19 protein-coding genes are annotated in these 20,183 nt (G+C 37.2%); 3 read left to right on the top strand and 16 right to left on the bottom strand.

Going from position 1 to position 20,183, the window contains the following annotated elements; translation table 11 throughout:
- Nucleotides 1-14 precede the first annotated feature (14 nt).
- From BXY64_RS09805 to BXY64_RS09765, 9 genes are all read right to left on the bottom strand, one after another.
- The gene (locus tag BXY64_RS09805; RefSeq protein WP_120239693.1) at nt 15-425 is read right to left on the bottom strand and encodes an acyl-CoA thioesterase; all 411 of its coding nucleotides are present in this window, start codon (nt 423-425) and stop codon (nt 15-17) included.
- Nucleotides 422-1,306, bottom strand: a complete 885-nt coding sequence (locus BXY64_RS09800; protein WP_120239692.1) for a P-loop NTPase — start codon at nt 1,304-1,306, stop codon at nt 422-424. Before BXY64_RS09800 ends, BXY64_RS09805 begins: the two co-directional genes overlap by 4 nt.
- Nucleotides 1,299-2,174, bottom strand: a complete 876-nt coding sequence (locus BXY64_RS09795; RefSeq protein WP_120239691.1) for a P-loop NTPase — start codon at nt 2,172-2,174, stop codon at nt 1,299-1,301. The genes BXY64_RS09800 and BXY64_RS09795 overlap by 8 nt, the downstream gene beginning before the upstream one ends.
- 124 nt (nt 2,175-2,298) lie before the next feature.
- Nucleotides 2,299-3,144 (bottom strand): damage-control phosphatase ARMT1 family protein, encoded by an 846-nt coding sequence (locus BXY64_RS09790; protein ID WP_120239690.1) that lies wholly within the window; start codon nt 3,142-3,144, stop codon nt 2,299-2,301.
- A 15-nt stretch (nt 3,145-3,159) separates the two neighbouring features.
- Complete coding sequence (locus tag BXY64_RS09785; protein ID WP_120239689.1) at nt 3,160-3,498, bottom strand: NifB/NifX family molybdenum-iron cluster-binding protein; 339 nt, start codon at nt 3,496-3,498, stop codon at nt 3,160-3,162.
- A 31-nt stretch (nt 3,499-3,529) separates the two neighbouring features.
- Nucleotides 3,530-3,709 (bottom strand): DUF5320 domain-containing protein, encoded by a 180-nt coding sequence (locus BXY64_RS09780; RefSeq protein ID WP_120239688.1) that lies wholly within the window; start codon nt 3,707-3,709, stop codon nt 3,530-3,532.
- 11 nt (nt 3,710-3,720) lie between these two features.
- Nucleotides 3,721-4,038, bottom strand: a complete 318-nt coding sequence (locus BXY64_RS09775) for a NifB/NifX family molybdenum-iron cluster-binding protein (protein ID WP_120239687.1) — start codon at nt 4,036-4,038, stop codon at nt 3,721-3,723.
- Between the two features lie 5 nt (nt 4,039-4,043).
- Nucleotides 4,044-4,448 carry a DUF134 domain-containing protein gene (locus tag BXY64_RS09770; RefSeq protein ID WP_120239686.1) on the bottom strand — a complete coding sequence of 135 codons (405 nt, stop codon included), beginning with the start codon at nt 4,446-4,448 and terminating at the stop codon, nt 4,044-4,046.
- Between the two features lie 108 nt (nt 4,449-4,556).
- A complete protein-coding gene (locus BXY64_RS09765; RefSeq protein ID WP_120239685.1) occupies nt 4,557-5,321 on the bottom strand; it encodes an SDR family oxidoreductase in 765 nt (254 codons plus the stop codon).
- Nucleotides 5,322-5,679: 358 nt separating this feature from the next.
- Here BXY64_RS09765 and trpB point away from each other — a divergent pair, with 358 nt between their 5' ends.
- Both trpB and arfB read left to right on the top strand, forming a co-directional pair.
- Nucleotides 5,680-6,882, top strand: coding sequence for a tryptophan synthase subunit beta (gene trpB, locus BXY64_RS09760; protein ID WP_120239684.1), 1,203 nt, complete (start codon nt 5,680-5,682; stop codon nt 6,880-6,882).
- 93 nt (nt 6,883-6,975) lie between these two features.
- Nucleotides 6,976-7,395 (top strand): alternative ribosome rescue aminoacyl-tRNA hydrolase ArfB, encoded by a 420-nt coding sequence (gene arfB, locus BXY64_RS09755; protein ID WP_120239683.1) that lies wholly within the window; start codon nt 6,976-6,978, stop codon nt 7,393-7,395.
- 97 nt (nt 7,396-7,492) lie between these two features.
- Here the strand turns inward: arfB and BXY64_RS09750 are convergent, their stop codons facing one another.
- The 5 genes from BXY64_RS09750 to BXY64_RS09730 form a co-directional block, all read right to left on the bottom strand.
- Nucleotides 7,493-9,097, bottom strand: coding sequence for a fumarate hydratase (locus BXY64_RS09750; protein WP_120239682.1), 1,605 nt, complete (start codon nt 9,095-9,097; stop codon nt 7,493-7,495).
- Between the two features lie 219 nt (nt 9,098-9,316).
- Nucleotides 9,317-12,583: an ABC transporter permease gene (locus BXY64_RS09745; RefSeq protein WP_120239681.1), complete on the bottom strand. Its 3,267-nt coding sequence runs from the start codon at nt 12,581-12,583 to the stop codon at nt 9,317-9,319.
- Nucleotides 12,584-12,624: 41 nt separating this feature from the next.
- Nucleotides 12,625-14,937: a bifunctional glutamate--cysteine ligase GshA/glutathione synthetase GshB gene (gene gshAB / locus BXY64_RS09740; protein WP_120239813.1), complete on the bottom strand. Its 2,313-nt coding sequence runs from the start codon at nt 14,935-14,937 to the stop codon at nt 12,625-12,627.
- Between the two features lie 4 nt (nt 14,938-14,941).
- On the bottom strand, nt 14,942-16,294 hold the full coding sequence (locus BXY64_RS09735) for an MATE family efflux transporter (RefSeq protein ID WP_120239680.1): 1,353 nt from the start codon (nt 16,292-16,294) through the stop codon (nt 14,942-14,944).
- A gap of 375 nt (nt 16,295-16,669) precedes the next feature.
- Entirely contained in the window at nt 16,670-17,068 is a 399-nt protein-coding gene (locus tag BXY64_RS09730; RefSeq protein ID WP_120239679.1) for a DoxX family protein, read from the bottom strand.
- Between the two features lie 142 nt (nt 17,069-17,210).
- Between BXY64_RS09730 and BXY64_RS09725 the strand changes: the two genes are divergently transcribed.
- Nucleotides 17,211-18,521 (top strand): MFS transporter, encoded by a 1,311-nt coding sequence (locus BXY64_RS09725; RefSeq protein WP_120239678.1) that lies wholly within the window; start codon nt 17,211-17,213, stop codon nt 18,519-18,521.
- Between the two features lie 289 nt (nt 18,522-18,810).
- On the opposite strand, the gene BXY64_RS09720 is transcribed toward BXY64_RS09725, so the two are convergent.
- On the bottom strand, nt 18,811-19,344 hold the full coding sequence (locus BXY64_RS09720; protein WP_120239677.1) for a YkgJ family cysteine cluster protein: 534 nt from the start codon (nt 19,342-19,344) through the stop codon (nt 18,811-18,813).
- A 90-nt stretch (nt 19,345-19,434) separates the two neighbouring features.
- Nucleotides 19,435-20,139: a DNA/RNA nuclease SfsA gene (gene sfsA, locus BXY64_RS09715; RefSeq protein ID WP_120239676.1), complete on the bottom strand. Its 705-nt coding sequence runs from the start codon at nt 20,137-20,139 to the stop codon at nt 19,435-19,437.
- Between the last annotated feature and the right edge of the window lie 44 nt (nt 20,140-20,183).

The raw sequence follows: 20,183 nt of genomic DNA, 5'->3' as shown, positions 1-20,183 counted from the left end.
TTATAAAACACCTCTTACATTACAAAGGCTTCTTTTAAACTATTTAATACCATTTCAGGTACTTTTATTGGTTTACGACTATCACTTTTAACGAAAGCCAGAGTTGAATTTGCCTTGCAAACCAATTCGTTTTTTTGATTTCTAAACTCAAAATTAAACTTAAATCGAGTTAAAGGCATTTCTGGAATTCTTGTAATCACCAATAATTCTTCATCGTAGGCAGTTGGTTTTTTATACTTCAGATTCATTTCGATTACCGGCATCATAATTCCATTCTCTTCCAACACTTTATCATTTATCCCAAATGATCGCATCAACTCGGTTCGTGCAAAATGACAATAATCTACATAATTGGCATGGTACACATAACCCATCTGATCTACCTCTCCATATCTTGGTCTTATCCGACACTCTCCTTCTATCATTTTAATTCTTTAATTGGTTCAGTTACTTTATTCCACATTTCCTCAATCTTCCCGGCAATTTCCGAATCTGGTCGATATTCAATGATTGATTTCTGATTTACAATGGCATGCACCATCTCTTCGTTAAATGGAATTTTTCCTAAAAGTTGAATGCCCTGTGTAAGAAAGAAGCTTTCCATTTGCTTCGCTATCTCCGTATTGATATCACATTTGTTTATCACGGCATACAATGGGATATTAAACTTCTGAACCAATTCAATTAGTCTTACTGCATCATGAAAACCAGACTTACTAGGTTCAGTTACTAATATCACCTTATCTACTCCGGTAAGTGAAGCAATTGCAGAGCAACCAACTCCAGGAGGACCATCATTCAGAAGAAAAGCAGCATTTTGTTCACGTGCTATTTCCTTGGCATTTTTTCTTACCGTGGTAACCAGCTTTCCTGAGTTCTCCTCTCCCGGCCCCATTTTAGCATGTAACATGCTTCCAAATCGAGTATTGGAAACGAACCAATAATTGTTGGTACTGTGTTCTGAACTGATTGCCTGAACAGGACAAATCCTCTCACAAAGGCGACATCCTTCACATTCGAAAGGATTTACCTCCAAACCTCCTTCTGCTCTATAGTGAATTGCATCGAATCTACATTCCTTTTTACACAAACCACAATTGGTACATACTTGTCTATCGATTGTGGCAATTCTTGCGCCCAAAAATTGATTCTCTTCCTTAACTTCCGGCTTCAAAATCAGATGTAAATCTGGTGCATCAACATCGATATCAGCAAAAACAGTATTCTTTGCCAAACTTGCAAAAGCCGCTGTAATGCCAGTTTTACCTGTTCCACCCTTCCCACTTAGTATTGTTATTTCAATCATGATTCATTCTGTTTTTCAGATAAATTGCCAGTTTTAGGTATTCCTGTTCAATCAGAGGTGGAACATCAGAAAGAAGTTTACCCTGTGCATATTGACCAGCATACTCACGATTAAATGGAATTTCAGCCAATAGCTCAATGTCTTCCTCTTTAATGTAAGCATACACCTCTCTATCGCCTAATCCTGCTTTGTTTACAACAATCCCAAAATCTTTCTGCATTTCTTTTATCAAATTAACAGTCAGGCGCAAATCGTATAGTCCAAAAGGTGTAGGCTCAGTTACCAAAATGACAAAGTCTGCAGCGGAAACAGTTTCTACTACCGGACAACTTGTTCCAGGAGGTGCATCGTAAATTAAAATATCCGATTCATCACTTGCATTTGCCTTTAATTCCTTTATGATTTTTGTCTGCATAGGAGAGCCAATTTTCAGACTTCCTTCAAGAATATCTATTTGATTTCCTCTGGAATAATTGGTTAACTCTCCAATCGGATGCTGATGTTCCTGAATTGCACCAAACTTGCAAGCATGCAAGCAGGCACCACAAGAATGGCACATGTTGGGATCAACTGATGCATACTTTACCGATGGAATAATTGATATGGCATTAAACTCACAATACTCTTCACATTTGCGGCAAAAAGTACATTGCGATTCATCAATTACAGGAACAGGCTGATTTACTGTTGAGCGGTTAATTATTTTGGCATCCTTAAAGAACAGCAAATCGTTAGGCTCTTCCACATCACAATCGATTAACTGTACACTTTTTGTCCACTTCGTTTGTATGGTAGAAAAAAGATTAACCGCAAGGGTTGTTTTACCCGTTCCTCCTTTTCCACTACAAACGGCTATTTTATAGCTCATAATCTTATACCATTTTTTTTAGATAGAGAGCTGTTAAATGCTCTCAAATTATTTAGGTATAATGCCGATATATAATCTGTCAGCCTTTTAAAATAAAAGACTCTTACTTATTTCGTAATCGGTATTATTTCTTGTTTTGCTTAATCACTAAATCTCTTTTCTTAACTCCAAGCCTACCCGCTATTAAATCACATTTTGCCATTAGCATGAAAAACAAGTTGTCCCTTTTTTCATCCAAAAGACCTTCCAAATTTCCTTGTCCTTTGGATATCACCACATCAGCATTTTTGTATAAGTTTTGGAGTTCGCTTGAACAATTTTCCAACAGCGTTGAAGGGGCATCATGACCATTGGAGATCACCTTGCACACCTCCTCCATTTTTACAAACTGAGAGTCTTCGAAAGTAACATCATTGATAATTGGTTCACCTCTTACCACAAAGATTAAGTTGGGATGATTTAAAGTCTCAATAAAGAGTTTATCAAAAACAATTTCTCCTGCATTATCGCCTAAGTAAAGAACAGTTTTGGCATTTTTTATTGCCTCAAACATCTCTTCGCTCTCATTTAATGCGAATTCCTTTTTCAAAAGATGCTTAATTTCTGAATCAATATCATCGGGAACCGAATGAGCTCCATAATCAATAATATTGCCAATTACAGCTAACTTAGCCGCTACATACAAAGGGTTTTCAGATTTTGAAACAAGAGATTTCCAATGCGAATAATTCAGTTGAAGAAGTTTATTTGCCTTCAGTTTTTCATTGGCATATAAATTCTCGGTTTTAAAAATTCTCTTTGCCAGACGATGTAGTAATAAACCAGAATAAGGAGTAGGAAGCGACTGGCTATTGGCAACAATGTAATTTGCTTCCTCTTTGAATTTAGCAGTCGCTTTTTGATCTGATCCGAATTTATTTGCAATATGATTTATTGTTTTAGCCTGACAAGCTAAACATTCTGAATTCATATTAAACTAAGGTAATTAGTGATTGCAACAGTTAGCATTAAATTCAATGGTTTCATTTAAGAAACCAGTAACCAACTCTTTAGCTTGTAATGCTGGAGCACCTACAAATACATTCACATTATTGGCATTAAATATTTCAATGGCTCTCGCTCCCATTCCTCCTGCAAGAACATCAGTTACTCCAAGATTAGCCAAAAATGGAGGCAATTTTCCTGGTACATGTGGCGGTGCTTCTACCAATTCCTCTGCAATTATTTCTTTTCCTTCAACTTCAATTAATGCAAAATGGCTACAATGTCCAAAATGCGAATCTAATACGCCTTCCTTTACTGGTATTGCGATTTTCTTATTCATTGTTTATGATTTTAGTTCTTTTAGAGATTATCTATTCTCCGCTTTTATTCCTTCTTTGCTTACCTAATCCACCGCCACTCTTTCTTTTCAAGCCTAAACCTGTGCCTAGCTTATCTAGTAATGTTCGGTCATCTTTACTTCGGCATTTTCCTAATCCGCGACCCGTTCTACAACCTTTTCCTTCGGGGCCGGTTCGATCCATTCGTGGCATAACAAATTGTTTTATGATTTAAAATTCTCTACGATCTCTTTAATGGTTTTACAATCATCTTTCAGGATCACCATTTGTATATCGAACTTTTCCAATAAGTCTTTCGCTTTAGGTCCAAAATCACCTGAAATTACTCTTGATACTCCCCACTCTACAACTTCTTCTACTACTTTACCTCCTGCACCTGATGGAGCATCTACATGTTTGTTTTCGAAGAATTCCATATTGTCTGTTTCATCGTCGTAAATGCAGAACCAAGCTGCACGTCCAAAACGTAAATCAAATAGTTTCTCTTCTCCTTTTCCTGTTGCTGTTATTATTGTTTTCATCTATCTTATTTATTTAAAGATTCTATATCATTGGAATTGCATGCAGGACATTTGTCACTTGTCATTGTTTTAGGGATATTAAAACGAGCGTGACATTTATTACAAACAAACCAATCTTTATCCATTATGGCATTGCCGTATACTGTTTTGATATTTTTTGCTTCCACTAAAGCCTGGGCAATTTTTCTTCTTGCAGCTTCATAAATTCTGGCAAAAGTAGGACGTGAAATTCCCATAATTTCTGCCGCTTCCTTATGATTCATCAAATCGTAATCCGCCAACTTAATGGCTTCATATTCTTCATAAAGCAATTCAATAGATTCTCGTCTTTTAGAATTTACACCATAAGGCCTATATCCTTTAAATCGTGGAGGTTCTACAACCTTTCTTAATCTTGTACGTCGTGGCATATCAATAATTTTAAAACAAACATATTGAGAATATTCTCATTTCGCAAATTTTTTAACACAAAAAAAGAGATCAATACTGATCTCTCCTTTAACATCATATACTCTTGATTAGACTTCTTGCTCTTCTGAAACAAAGTGAGCAAACTGCTTTTCTACTGTAATTGGTTCAGTAAGGTACAATTCACCAACCTGTTTCGACATCATATCTGGGAATACATACTCCTGTCCCTTCTTTAATCCTGTTATGATATTCTTTGCCACATTCTGAGGAGAATCTTTATCCATATCAAGATCTCTGGTCATATCCGTATCAATCGGACCTGGATATACACCCATTACCAGTACATTCGAATTTAGAAGCTCTCCTCGCATTCCTTGGGTAATACTATGAACTGCCGCTTTTGAAGCAGAATAAGTGCCAGCTACGGGCATGCTTGCCAAACCTAACACCGAAGCAACATTTACTATTGCCGAAAATGGTTTATTCAACAAATGATCAATTAAGGAAGTACTGAGTTTTACCAATCCCCAAACATTCACTTCAAAATTATCAGATAAACTATCTAATGTATCATCTGAAAAAAAACCTCCTGCATCATATACTCCTGCATTATTAATTAAAATTTCAACATCTTTTACTTGCCTTGCCGCTCTAATAATCGTCTTATCATTTTTAAGATCTAATAAAATTGGTACCAATCTCTCTCCATATTCTGGTTTTAAATCATCGAGAGACTTGATATTTCTAACACCTGCATAAACTTTTTTTGCTCCGGCTTCTAACAATTCAATGGTTATTGCCCTTCCAATTCCTCTATTTGCCCCACTTACAAAAGCAACTCGCCCATTTGGGGATACTTTTAATTCACTCATCGCAACCTCCGTTTTTATTTAAATTGAATCTATACAAATTACAAATATCGCTATCCAATTGCAATGTAAATAAGCAGTTAAATACTATTTAGAAAATTCAGTTAAAATCAATACTACAAGATAAATGTGATGAATCGTTATTTTTTTACCTTTGTCAACAATGCAATGTTTCTGCGATTTCTTATCCGGGTGCGAGTAGTCTATAATCTTTTCCAATGGCATTCCGGGCTGGAAGTTTTTAAGGGACATTGCATTTTTGTTATACAACAATCAGCAACGATAAACAAAACCAATTCCGATTGCTATATTTGAGCTGATAATTAAAAACCACAAAAGATTATTAACCAAATTTTAATACATGTCGAGCAATTATTTTAAGACATATCCTGACGAGAAAGGGTATTTTGGTGAGTATGGAGGAAGTTATATTCCAGAAGAGTTAAATGCAGAAATGCAGAAAATTAATGATGCCTATTATTCCATCAGTAAATCTCATGAATTCATTTCTGAGTTAAGAAGTATTCGCAAGCATTTTCAAGGTAGACCAACACCTGTATACTACTGTAACAGATTATCCAATAAATATGGAGGAAGAATCTATCTTAAAAGAGAAGATTTAAATCACTCTGGTGCCCATAAATTGAACCACTGTATGGGAGAAGCCTTACTTGCTAAATACATGGGCAAAAAGAAATTGATTGCAGAAACAGGTGCTGGCCAGCATGGAGTTGCTTTGGCAACAGCAGCTGCTTATTTTGGTTTAGAATGTGAAATCCATATGGGTGAAGTGGATATTGCCAAAGAGCATCCCAATGTGATGCGCATGAAAATCTTGGGTGCCACTGTGATTCCTGTTACGCATGGTTTAAAAACGCTAAAAGAAGCTGTTGATTCTGCTTTTCAATCCTACCTTAAAGATCCTGTTAATACGATTTATTGTATTGGTTCTGTTGTTGGTCCTCACCCATTTCCTATGATGGTAAGAGAGTTCCAAAGAGTTATAGGGATTGAAGCAAGAGATCAATTTCAGGAAATGACAGGTGAACTTCCCGATAATGTTGTTGCCTGTGTTGGCGGTGGTAGTAATGCAATGGGAATTTTCTCTGCATTTTTAGAGGATAAGGAATGTAAATTACATGGTGTTGAACCTGCAGGTAGATCATTCGATAAAGGAGAACATGCTGCAACTTTAACATTTGGGAAACCAGGAGTGATTCATGGCTTTAAATGTTATCTTTTGCAAGATGAAGAAGGTCAACCAGATCCTGTCTACTCTGTTGCAAGTGGATTGGATTATCCTGGAGTTGGACCAGAACACTCTATGCTTAAAGATTGGAATAAAGTAGAATACCATTCTGTCACAGACAAAGAATGTATTGATGCATTCTTTGAGCTTAGCCGTTCGGAAGGTATTATTCCTGCTTTGGAAAGCTCGCATGCAGTTGCTTATGCATTGAAATTGGCCCAGAAAAATCCTCGTCAATCCATCCTATTGAATTTGAGCGGTCGTGGCGACAAAGATCTTGACTTTGTTGTTGAAAAATATGGATTACCTGAATAAAGAACATTAAATATGTCAAAATGCTGCGCAAATGGGCAGCATTTTTCATGCTATCCCTTTCTATTTCAAATATTGAATATATCTTTACTTACTATGAAAGATGACTATAAATTTTCAAAAGATCTGAGCAAAGAATTTGAATTTATCACTTCACGAAGCAGTGGTCCGGGAGGACAAAATGTAAACAAGGTGAATTCAAAAGTTGAATTGCGTTTTTCCGTGTTTGATTCAAACATTCTTTCACAGGAAGAAAAAGAAACCATTTTCAAAAAACTATATCACCATATCAATAGTCAAGGAATATTGTCTGTAACTGCTCAAACCGAACGCTCACAAGTTCTGAATAAAGAAATTGCAATTCAGAAATTTTATCAATGGATTGAATTGGCTTTAAAACCAGTAAAACCAAGGAAGAAAACTCGTCCAACAAGAGCTTCTATTGAAAAACGAAAGACTGATAAACAAGAGCTTTCGAAAAAGAAGGAAAGTAGAAGAAAACCTGATTTACAATGATCAGTGAACAATGAACAGTTAGCAATAAACCATATACTTTCATAAAAAAAGCTTGCACCAAATGATGCAAGCTTTCATTTTTATATTGATTCTCTTTTTACATATCTGCAAAGAAATCATTTCCTTTATCGTCAACAATAATAAATGCCGGGAAGTTTTCTACACGAATCTTACGAACCGCTTCCATTCCCAATTCAGGGAAATCGATCACTTCGATTGATTTAATGCTGTTCTTAGCCAATACTGCAGCTGGTCCACCAATTGATCCCAAATAGAATCCACCATTTGCTTTACAAGCATCGGTTACTGATTGGTAACGGTTACCTTTTGCCACCATAACCATTGAACCACCAACTTTTTGGAACACGTCAACATATGGGTCCATACGACCTGCAGTAGTTGGTCCGAAACTACCTGAAGCCATTCCTTCCGGAGTTTTAGCTGGTCCTGCATAATATACCGGGTGATTCTTGAAGTATTCAGGCATCTCTTTACCTTCATCCAAGATTTCCTGAATTTTCATATGTGCCATATCTCTGGCAACAATCATAGTTCCTGAAAGATTCAAACGAGTTTTGATTGGATACTTGGTCAACTCCTTCAAGATGTCTTCCATTGGTTGATCCAAATCGATATCAACAGCTTCCTTCATTGCAGGAGCTTCTTCTGGCAAGTATTTTACCGGATCTTTCTCCAATTGCTCTAGGAAGATACCATCCTCGTTGATTTTAGCTTTGATATTTCTATCTGCACTACAGCTTACACCTATGCCAACCGGACAAGAAGCAGCGTGACGAGGCAAACGAATTACTTTCACATCGTGAACGAAATATTTACCACCAAACTGAGCTCCAATTTCACTTTCACGACAGATTTGCTCTACTTTCTTTTCCCACTCTAAATCGCGGAAAGCCTGACCACCTTCATTACCTTCTGTTGGCAAATGATCGAAATAACCGGTAGATGCTTTTTTAACTGTAGCAAGGTTTGCTTCAGCAGAAGTACCACCAATTACCAAAGCCAAATGGTATGGAGGACATGCAGAAGTACCCAGATCTTTAATTTTTTCCTTGATAAACTTGGTCAAGTTCTCTTCGTTCAAAAGAGCCTTGGTTTGCTGGTACAAGAAAGTTTTGTTTCCTGATCCACCACCTTTGGTTAAGAACAAGAATTCATATTCGCTTCCTTGATTTGCATAGATATCAATTTGTGCTGGCAAGTTATTTCCTGTGTTCTTTTCTTCGAACATGCTGAAAGGAACAACTTGAGAATATCTTAAGTTTCTTTCCTGATAAGTTTCGTAAACACCTCTTGAAAGATGCTCAGCATCATTTGCACCAGTGTAAACATCTTCACCTTTTTTTGCTACCACAATTGCAGTACCAGTATCCTGACAAGTTGGCAACTGTCCATCAGCCGAAACTACCTGGTTCATCAACATGGTATGAGCAACGAATTTATCGTTATCTGAAGCTTCTTCATCTTTTAAGATGTTCTGCAACTTTTCAAGGTGTGCAGGACGTAAATAAAAAGAAACATCAGAGAATGCAGCTTTCGACAACATCTCTAATCCCTTAGGATCAACCTTAAGAATTTTTCTTCCATCAACATCAATTGTTGATACATAATCCTTAGTCAACAAACGATATTCTGTAGTATCCTTTGTTATCGGAAATGGTTTCTGATATTTAAATTCGGACATGATATGATAATTTAAATTTTGTGTGTTATTTCTATTTAATGAAGTATACAGACAAAGATAAAACAAAATGATTTCCTCAATCTATTAAAAAGGCTATTCTAAAACATTGCCCTTAAACATACGATTAAGTCTGTTTCATCTTTGCAGCTCATCCAACCAGACTGATAATTTAAAACTAAGCCTCTTGTTAGTAAAGCTATTAGCTTTTGGCTTTACAAATTAATCGTTTTGTAAGGACTCAATGATATTCTGTCTGCGAATTACCTTTAAAGGGATATAAATCCATGCCAAGCCACTAATGGTAATGGCCAATATAAGCAACAACACATACAAGTATGGCATCTGGAAGGCATTCGTAAACAAAGAAGGCAGCACGCCAATTAATGCTGATAAAATTCCTCCAAGCAAACCAAGTACCAATAAAAACAAATTCTCACTAAACAAGAGTTTAAAGATATTGCTCTCGGTATAACCGATAGCCCTTAGCACAGCCAACTCCTTTTTGCGTTCCCAAACATTTCGCAACAAAACAATGCCTAAACCAATTGTTCCTATAATTACACCCAAACCTCCCAGTATCATAAACATACTTAAATAGGTATTCTCAACAGAATAGAAGGCAGCCATTCTTTCCGAACTTTTACTTCCTCTTACACCGAAGTCCTGAAGGTTATCTTCAAAATTGATCATAAACAAAGAATCCTTTTTTGGACATTCTGCCAAAATAATTTTAGAGCCACTAACCGATGGGAAGTTCTTTTGGAACAAGCTATCAGATATCAATATATTGCCTTGAAAAATAGAATTTGCCATACCTCCAACAAGCAACAGCTTCACATCTTTTCCATATTCGTTCTGGTAAACCAAAGTATCTCCTACTGCTTTTTTCAAGCCCCACAATATCACAGTCTGATCTGCAACGGCAGGTATCACATCTTCACCAAAGTTTTGATTTAATGCACTCCAAGGATTCTCTTTATCAACCTCAGGAAGTAACTTTGCAAAACTAAAGGACTTTCTATCTTCAAAATCCGCAGTATTAAATCCCAATATTCTTGGTTTACTTACCTGATTCAAATTCAAGCAACTCGCATCATCTCCTTCCAATGCTCTAAACTGCACAAAGCTTACTGATTCATCCAAATCTCCTTCCCAGAATCCAACTTTTTCCTGGCCCTCACTTGTATTTAAATCATTTAGAATAGGAAGCGTAGCCTCAATCCAATATTCATATCCACCTGTTCCCGATTGATTGGAATTTTCCGAATCCTGAAATGTTTTGCGATTCGCTCCGGTGATTAAAACCGAAAATGTCCCCAATGCCAACAAAACAACTATTGCCAGACTGCGCTTTACATTTCGCGCAGCATTTTTAACCGATAAGTCTTTTATACTTGGAGTTTGCTTGCTGAATTTTGTACTGAACCTATTCAAATAATAATGCACAAATGCAGAAAAAGATACTAAAAACAGACCTCCTGCTGATAACAATAACTCGGCATTCTGTTCCAGCGAAGATGAGAATGCATATGCTATAATGGTAATACTCACCAATAATGAAAACAAAGCGATACAAATGGAGTAAGTTGACCTTTTATCTGCAAGATTCTCTTGATGAACATCTTTGATCAGCTCAACAACCGATTGCTTCACCTTTTTTCGGGTTACAAATACAATGCATATGATAGCAATGATCACACCTGAAGCAAAACCAATTGTCAATGTACTCCTATCCAAATGAACTCCCAGCATATTGGTTCGTACCACGTCTTGCCAAACAGAATTCAATGCGGATAAGATCAACTTGTTGTAAATGATGCCCAACAATACACCTAAAATGCCACCAAGAATTACGGTAATGATAGATTCGTAAATTCGAATGGCAATGATTTTCGACTTGCTAAAACCTATACCAAGAAGAATCCCTGTTTCTTCATTCCTGTTATCCAGGTTCAAAGAATAGATTAAAACAGTAAGCAAAATTGCTGCCGCGATAATAAAGAAGCTTAAACTTAGGAATAGACCTCCAAAATCTACCATGTTACTGGCTGCTCTTTTTCCTTCATTTCTAACATCTTCAAATCCAACATTCAATACATCTGGTGTAACCAGCTCCTGAACTTTCGATCTGATATCATCTTTTGTATCAAACCTTACAGCAGTATAAGTCCCGTATTTGTTACTCCATAAGTTAATGGCTGTATTCGATGAAATATAAGCCTTAGGAGTTCCTTTGTACTTTTTCCAGTAATCTTCATCCTTCGGTCTGATTTTTGAAAAATCAACCGGAACACCTGCCTCCCATTCACTACATGAGCCAGCATCTGTTAAACCTGGAAATGATGGCATCATGGATTGATCCCAATGCGAATCAGTAATTGGAAGAATATCCTTGATGATAAATGCTCTGGACTCCTCAACCAATTGCCTTAAAGCTCCAATTCTGTAGTATTTAATTTGAAGTGTATCGCTAAGTTTAGCATTTAAATCATCGGCCAACCAAGAGTTAATAATAATTTCATTTTCTTTAATTTGACATGTATCAACTGAAGTAATAAAAGAATATGGCGTTTCCTTATCATTTACACCTAAGTTATTCACAAAATAGCTCAACACATATTCTTTCTTACCCGAAATTTCATGAACCAAATCAGTAATTGGAGTATCAATAAAAACTCGATCGGATATCAATTCTATTTGCGAGCTTCCTTTTACATCTTGAATTTTCAAGCTGGCATCTTCCAGTTTCCAGTTTGTGGATAAGCTTTCCTGCAATTGTTGTAAATCCAGCTCTTTTACACCTTTAGAAGCAACTAAAATCAAATTGGCTACCGATTCCAATTCCAACTCTTTCGCTAAGTATTTTCTTGAAAGAAATATGTTGTAAGGCGCAACCTGATTGCTCTTTAAGCTAAACCTACCCAATTGTAAATCATCACAAATGGCCTTTACCTTTAGTCTTAAGGCAACATTCTGATCTTCATCGGATACAAAAGGCGCATTGGCAGGAATTACACTGGCCTTCTTTAAGCGCAACAAGAAAGTATCACCTTGCTTTACATTCATTCTTTCAGCAAGATTTGCACTCAAACAGGCTTCATCTGCTTTTAAATTGTAAAGCTGCGTATCGGATAAATTGTTGAAAGAAGCATCAACACCATAAACTTGAATGTTATTGATTCTCGTGTTGCTCTCTGGCTGAACAGCTATGCCATCAGTCTGTATAAGAGGAACCACATATGCATCCAGATCATTTGCAATTTCATTTGCCAATTCGGCACGCACAAAACGATCGCCAGTTGTCATGGCATATTCTACTTTGCCCAAACGTAGGTTCACCAATTCATGCAGGCTGTTTCTTACAGAATCGCCTACAATTAGCGCTCCGGTTAATACGGCTGTACTAACAATTGTTCCTAGCAAAACAGCCAAATGCTGCTTGCGATAATACCACAAACTTTTAAGGATGTATTTCGTTTTGTTCATGCAGAGAAGGGTTCAAATTGAGATTTATTGCCTGAATTTACTTAAAAACCCAATGCATCCAATATTTTTTCGTTCAACTTGCGATTCTCCCCTTGGTATGGATAACAATGAATATGAATTGCCGGATTGAAATTCATTTCAATAATGGCATAGTTGTCTTTTGTTGCTGGTTTTGTGATGTCTTCAATCATCATATCCAAACCTGTAATTCTAACACCCAAAGCCTTTGCTGATTTTGCCGCAATTTCCTTATAGGAAAGATGAATATCATCTGTAAAATCGATGCTATCGCCTCCTGTGCTGATATTGGAATTCTCTCTCAGGTATACCATTTCATCTTTTGCAGGAACGCTATCAAAATCCAAGCTCTGATCCTGTAAAAACATTGCTTCTGCTTCCTCCAGTCTGATTTTTTCCAAAGGTGTTCGGTATCCTCTACCACGCAATGAATCCTTATTCTTTTCCTCAACCAATTGTTTTATTGAACTACTCCCATCGCCTCTAACATTGGCTGGTACACGATGAAGAATACCTGTAACTTGTTCGTTAATTACAAAGAATCGATATTCCTTTCCGGAAACGAATTCCTCTATCAAAATACTATTGTCATGCTCGAAAGCGATCTCAACAGCGCGTTTGTATACCTCTTCGCTATTATTTTCTTTCAAGATTGTAATTCCCAAGCCAAAATTGGTTGATTTGGGTTTGATCACAATTCCTTTTCCTTCAAACAAATCAAAATCCGATTGTGCTTCTCTCACGTCACGATAATCCAAACCACCAGGAACACGAATATCCGATTTTTCCAGAATCTTCTTTGTAACCAACTTGTTTTCCATCATCAGAACACTTGAATAATTGTCTAATGATGTTCGTGTGGCCTGCATTACATATTCGGTTTTATCCCCTCTGTGCAGGCTGATAAAATTCTCGCTTCGATCTAAAATTTTAAATTCCACACCACGGCGCAATGCAGCTTTCATTAACAGCTGAGAAGACAATTCCAAGTCTTCAAATCCGTGAAAACGGAAGCCACTCATCTCACTTTCGGTTTTGTATTTTTTTGCAAGCTTTAAATGGAAATTAATAAAGCCTTCCTCTTCTATTTGCTGCTTTACCTTTAGCGAAGAACGGGTGTCTGGATCAAGGATTAAACCTTCGGTTTCCTCCAAAGCCAGTCGATAACATTCATTATCAATAATTCCTGATGCTTTTGCAAAATCTTTGACCTCAAACAGGATATTTTGAAGCATTTCCTCAATCTTCAGCATATTTCCATCGAAATCTTTCAACAAAAGATCAGGATTCATACCACTGCAAGCCACCCAATCGTGATTTTTTGCAGCTATTTTTTGCTCTGCTTCGCTGTAAGTATTCTCTTCCTCTTTGAACAAACAATACAGCATAAACAGATGAATAAAGTACAACCTGTTTTTTGATACACCCGACTTTTCGAAAGGATCCAAATCAAGAATTCGAACTTCAAGATGCGAGATACTCTTGCCATCGTTCGCAAATTTCAAACGGATTGGCAGGTACAATTCCTCATCTAAAAGTAGTTTACCAGAACCAACAAGGTTCTTCATCGATTCTTTAAACAACAGCAGACTGTTGAAATCAACAAAATACTCCTCTGCATTTCTATAGCCCGTTGAGCTGGTACGAATTGATACCGCTTTTCTACAGCCCATTCTCATTTTTTCGCCGGTACGCAAGGATTTCATCTTTAATGATGGGTCAGCTTCCGGGCTTTCGCCAAACAACCAAACCAAAAGCCAACGGTAACGCATAAAGTTGCGAACCATTTTCAAATACACTACCTCTCGAAAATTAGTTTGATTTCCTTGCCAATTAATGGCTTTACAAAGCTTTCGTTCCAATCGATCTGATAAAGAAAAATTGAAATGAATTCCAGTCAACATCTGTCTTTCTTTTCCATACCTAATAGCCAGTTCTTCTCTGTATTTTTCCTTATGCACTCCTTCTTCTCCAAACTTTGCAATCGGAATTTCTTCCTCATCAGGCAATAATGGAGGCAAACTTTGCGGCCATAACAATTCCTCTCCTAAATTCTCCGAAATCACATCGTTTAGTGTTTCCAGGAAACCATGTACCTCTGCAATACTCTTCAATGGTGGGGTAATCATTTCCACCTGACTCTCAGAAAAATCAGTAGTAATAAATGGATGACGAAACTTATCGCCTAAAATCCCGGGATGTGGCGTATTGGCCATTTTCCCCATCTCATCAACACGAACGTTCTCTTTTTCGATTCCAAATAAACCATCCGTAATACTTGCTTTAATACCTGGGCAAGTCAATGTTTTTGTAATATTATTGATTAAATGATTCATACCATTAAATTTTTCCAAAAGTATCTTTTTTCATATATGCCCTAAGCAGCAAATACATTACAATTCCCTTCAATATACTACTTCCTGTAATACTCCACCATACACCATTTAAGCTTAAGAATGTATAGAAACCCAGGAAGTATGCTCCCGGCAAACGTAAAGTTGTAAAAACAACGCTTACGGCTGCCGATATATTTGTTTTTCCCAAACCATTAAACACCCCAGCATTAATCATCTCCAGGCACATAAACAGCTGAGAAACTGCTAAAATCATTAAATATTCCTTACCCATTAATATACTTTCCTGTTCAGGAACAAATATGGAGAATAAGGTTTCAGGCAACAATAGAAAAATAATTGTAGTTACCGATCCCACAGCAAATGACATTCTCCAACCAGCCCTGTAAATATTGGGAACTTTGGTCAGATTTTTAGCACCATAGCTCTGTCCTACCATAATGGTAACTGCCTGCATAAAGCCTCCTACAATCATAAAGGTAATGGATTCTATCTGCACTCCAATCTTTTGCACGGCAATGGCATTAGGTCCCCATTCTGCAATAATTCTTGCCAAAAAGATATAGATAATGGAAAATGATATTCTCTGAATGGCAGCTGGTGTTCCAACAGCAAATATGGTTTTAAACTTGTCCAGGTTAGGCAATAGTCCTCTGAAATTAATATTTGCAGTTTTCTTGTATATCACAAAGAAATAAATCAAGCTTAAGCTGCGACCTATAATGGTTGCATATGCTGCTCCATCAACACCAAGCGACAAAGCAAAAATCAATATGGGATCGAGTACGATATTGGCCGCAGTTCCAATTAAACTGGCTTTAAAAGAAATTTTGGTTTCCGAATGAGCATTAAACATGCTAATAAATAAGAGATTGGCATAACTTAATATCACGCCAAATGTACTAATCACCAAATAAGAGGTGGCCATTTCGTTCACCTCTGGATCCTGCATCTGAAAGAAATTGATAAATTTATCGGGAAATGCCCAGAAAATGATTGAAAATATGGCGGCAATAATTCCAATTCCCCAAAGTGCCGAGGTAGCAAACCTACCTGCTCCCTCCTCATCCTTTGCTCCTACCGAATGTGAAATCTTAATATTGGCTCCAACCGTAACTATGGAAGCCATTGCCCAGCCCAGGTGCAGAAAGAAACCTGCCGATCCTACCGCCGCTACAGCATTACTTCCCAATGATCCTACCCATATCATATCGGTAAGATTATAAGCTGTATGCAATAAATAAGATCCAATAATTGGAATGGCCAATTTAAATAGATCTTTTCCTACTGCTGAATATTGTTGTTCTCGCTGAAAAAAGCGAGTAAAATGTCTGATCATAAAAAAAACTCGAAGTACAAGTACAAATGTACAATGTATTTCGAGTTCTATTTCTTAATCTATTGTTAATTTCTATGATTACCCCCTAAATCCAAAAAAGAAGTAATCAATAATTTATTCTCGTCGCAACAATAAAATCTCAATAATTAAGGACATTAAGTGCGACGATTTGTGCTATAAACAATTAAGCCAGGGTAGCAGTCCCTTCACTTCTTTACCCTGGGCTATTCATATTTTTGCCCTTCAGGCAAACTTCTTTGTTTTCAAATTATCTGTTAATAAGCTAAAATACTCATATCACTATATTTCTCAGCAAGATAAAAATAATATCAAATCAACACCGATAACCGATAACTGCTAACTGCTAACTGATCACTATTCTTTCCAGAATCCTCTCTGATTTCCCAATCGGAATTTACCTGGTCCGATAAGTGCTACAGCCAGTGCGGCAAATATATAAAGTGCATTTAACTCTATAACCAAGCCACCATACTCGGTAAATTTAAATATTTCGTGAGCATGAGCCGCCGCAGTAGCTACCAATATGGTAAATGAAATCAATAGTCCTGAAACTCTGGTGTACAAACCCAATATCATTAAAATTGGAGCTACAATTTCACCAATATAAACTCCATAGGACAAAAACTGTGGCATACCAGCCTGTCCCAACAAATATTTTACACCACCAATTCCGTTCATTAATTTGTGAATACCGTGAGGCAACATTAAACCTGCAACACTTACTCTAAGTAGTAATTTTCCTAAATTTTCCATTTTAATTGGTTTTTAATTTTCGCGGATCAAAATAGAGAGTAATTCTTTTGTGAACTGTTAATAATCTGTTATTTAATTTTAATTAACAAGATAAACAAAATCGACTACCTTTGCAGGTCAATAGCTATCAACCAAAACTTGAATGAAAAGAAATCCGAATTTTCCTTTTGCACCTGCAAAAATCCCATTTTTCTACGGATGGATAAGTATGGCTGCCGGTACCATTGGTGTACTTTGCAGCATTCCCGGACAAACCATTGGTGTTTCTGTCTTTACCGATTATTTAATTGACGAATTACAATTAAACAGAGATGCATTAAGTACTGCTTATTTAATCGGAACCGTGGCAAGCTCGACCATATTGACCTATGCTGGTAAAATATACGACAAATTCGGAGCAAGATTTACTGCCATTATCGCAGCATTAACCCTTGCCATTACACTCATGCTGTTTTCAGCTTCAACAGGTATAGCAAGCGGCTTGTCAAAAACCTTCAGCATTAAATACTCTGTGGTTTCATTCGCAATGGTATCCATCTTCTTCTTTCTATTGCGCTTTTCGGGACAAGGGGTATTAACCCTTGCTTCGCGCAACCTTATTATGAAATGGTTCGACAAACGCAGAGGGTTGGCCAATAGCATTTCCAGTGCCATACAATCCTTTGGTTTTGCAGTAGCACCTTTGTTTATCGCCATGTTAATTGGTGAATTCGATTGGAGAACCGCATACCAGATATTGGCAATCTTAACACTTTTGTTCGTGGTTTTTGCCTTTATCGTTTACCGAGATAATCCTGAAGAATGTGGTTTAATTCCCGATGGAAAAGTACTTGAAGCAAAATCGAAAAACAACACTTCTTTTACCCCCAAAAGAGACTATACCTTACCCGAAGCTCGCAGCACATGGGTATTCTGGATTTTTGCCCTTGCCTTATGCTTTAGCGCTTTCTTTGTTACAGGTTTTACATTTAATGTGATCTCTATTTTCGATTCATGTGGTTATTCCGAACAAAAAGCCCTAAGCGTATTTATACCAACATCTATCGTATCTATCATCACAGCCTTTGTTGGCAACATTCTTAGCGATTATACTCGATTGCAAAAGCTTTTATTGGTGTATTTACTTGGATGTTTGCTATCGGCACTTGGTGTGGCAATTCTAAATTATCCTATGGGATATTACATTTTAATATTCGGCAATGGTGTTATGGGAGGCTTATTTGCAGTATTGGCATCGCTAACCTGGCCTCGATTTTTTGGCCGAAAGCATTTGGGTGCCATTAGCGGATTATCCATGTCGCTTATTGTTTTTGCCAGCGCAATTGCTCCTTTGTTCTTTAGCAGAATTTATACGCTTACCGGCAATTATTTCCTTGCGGGATACATTGGTGTGGCAATCGTAGTGCTTCTTCTTCTTTTATCAGGAAAAGCAAAGAACCCGCAGTTGAATTAACTGCCTGTATTTTCAAGTTATTTGTATAATAAGCTGAGTTCTTTTCGTGAAAGGCTCAAGCTACCTCAGATTTGTAATTTGAGGTTTGTCAAACTTGAAATTTCTAATTTCACTTTAGAATGGAAAAAAATCCTTAGCTCATAACCCATAAATACAACACCCTCTGAATCCCCCTAAGATGGGGACTTTGGCTGCTGCATATTTGAACCTGAATATTAAAAACAAAAAAGCGCATAGATCAAATGTTTAATCTTAGCGCTCTTTGCGCGAAACTTTTCTTTAAACCCCTTTATTTCTTCAAATCCGCTACCAATCGATTAACAGGAATCAAATCAAACTCTCCGAATTGTTCGGCCTCGTAATGCTTGATAAACTCTTGATTAATCATGAAGATTTTGCTATTGTAGGTATCCTGAGGATAGGTATTCTCTGCATGAAAGTCATCAAAATCAGTAAAGTTTAGCGGACAAGCCGATAACTCCCAGGCATCGCCTTCCTGATTCATAAACAATAGCGGAAGCCCATGAGTTCGACAAATAAACGGACGAGATGCATAAATCTGACACAAATCATTAATCTGGAAATTACATTCCTCTGCCTCATCGTCAAGTTCCCGGCATTGTGCAGGAGGATTCTGCTTCAATTCATCCAAAATTGCAAAATACTCCACTGGCAAAACCTGAAAATTCATACAACACTCCGAACAAGCTTTTTTACATGCCATCTGATCTTTATGCAGATTGGCCAGTTTCTCACTCAATTCACTTACCTCATCTCTTAATTGGCGGTACTTTGCCAATCCTTCTCTTGCCATTTCGTTCATTTCCTTTGCTATTTTTTGCAAATGTAGAAAAAATGTCAAAACACCTCCCTAAATCCCCCCTGAAAGGGGGACTTTAGTATGTGCAAACTTTCATATGCTCACTGATAACTGAAAAGGAAGAATTTCTGCCAATTCAATTTTCTCAGGACTTACAGCAGCACGAATCGGATACACCTCTACTCCGCTCTCGTAAGCTTTTTTTAGTGTCGCTGCATAATCAGGATCGATATCAAAGGCCGGGGTGAAGATTTCTACATTGCTGCGTTGAATTACATACACCATTACAGCGCGTTTGCCTTCTGCTTTTACTCTCATTAAAGTTTCCAGATGTTTCTTGCCTCTAGTGGTTACGGCATCAGGGAAACGAGCATATTTTCCATCCTTTAAGCTCACGTTCTTCACCTCTATAAAACATTCTTCATCCTCATTGCTGGCAAATACATCAAAACGGCTATCCTCGAATTTTACTTCTCGCTTTACGATAGTATACCCCTTTAATGCTTCTATCTCCTGATTCAGCACAGCTTCGTACACCAACACATTGGGAACCGCAGTATTGATACCCACCCAAGCTCCATTGATCCTGATCATCTCCCAGGTATACTTGGTTTTGCGTTTGGGATCATTAACATGAGTGAGGTATACCTCTGCTCCTTCCTCGAGGCAAGATTTCATACTGCCGGAATTTGAGGTATGTGCAATCACAACTTCTCCATTATCCAGTTCCATATCTGTTAAAAATCTTTTGTATCGGCGAAGGAATTTGCCATGAACAAGAGGCTTAGGAAATATCATAAATTAATGTTTGTAAAAATTCTACTCGAATGACAAATATATGT

Source organism: Marinifilum flexuosum (genome assembly GCF_003610555.1).
GTDB lineage: Bacteria > Bacteroidota > Bacteroidia > Bacteroidales > Marinifilaceae > Marinifilum > Marinifilum flexuosum.
This window is presented reverse-complemented; position numbering and strand designations above follow the sequence as displayed.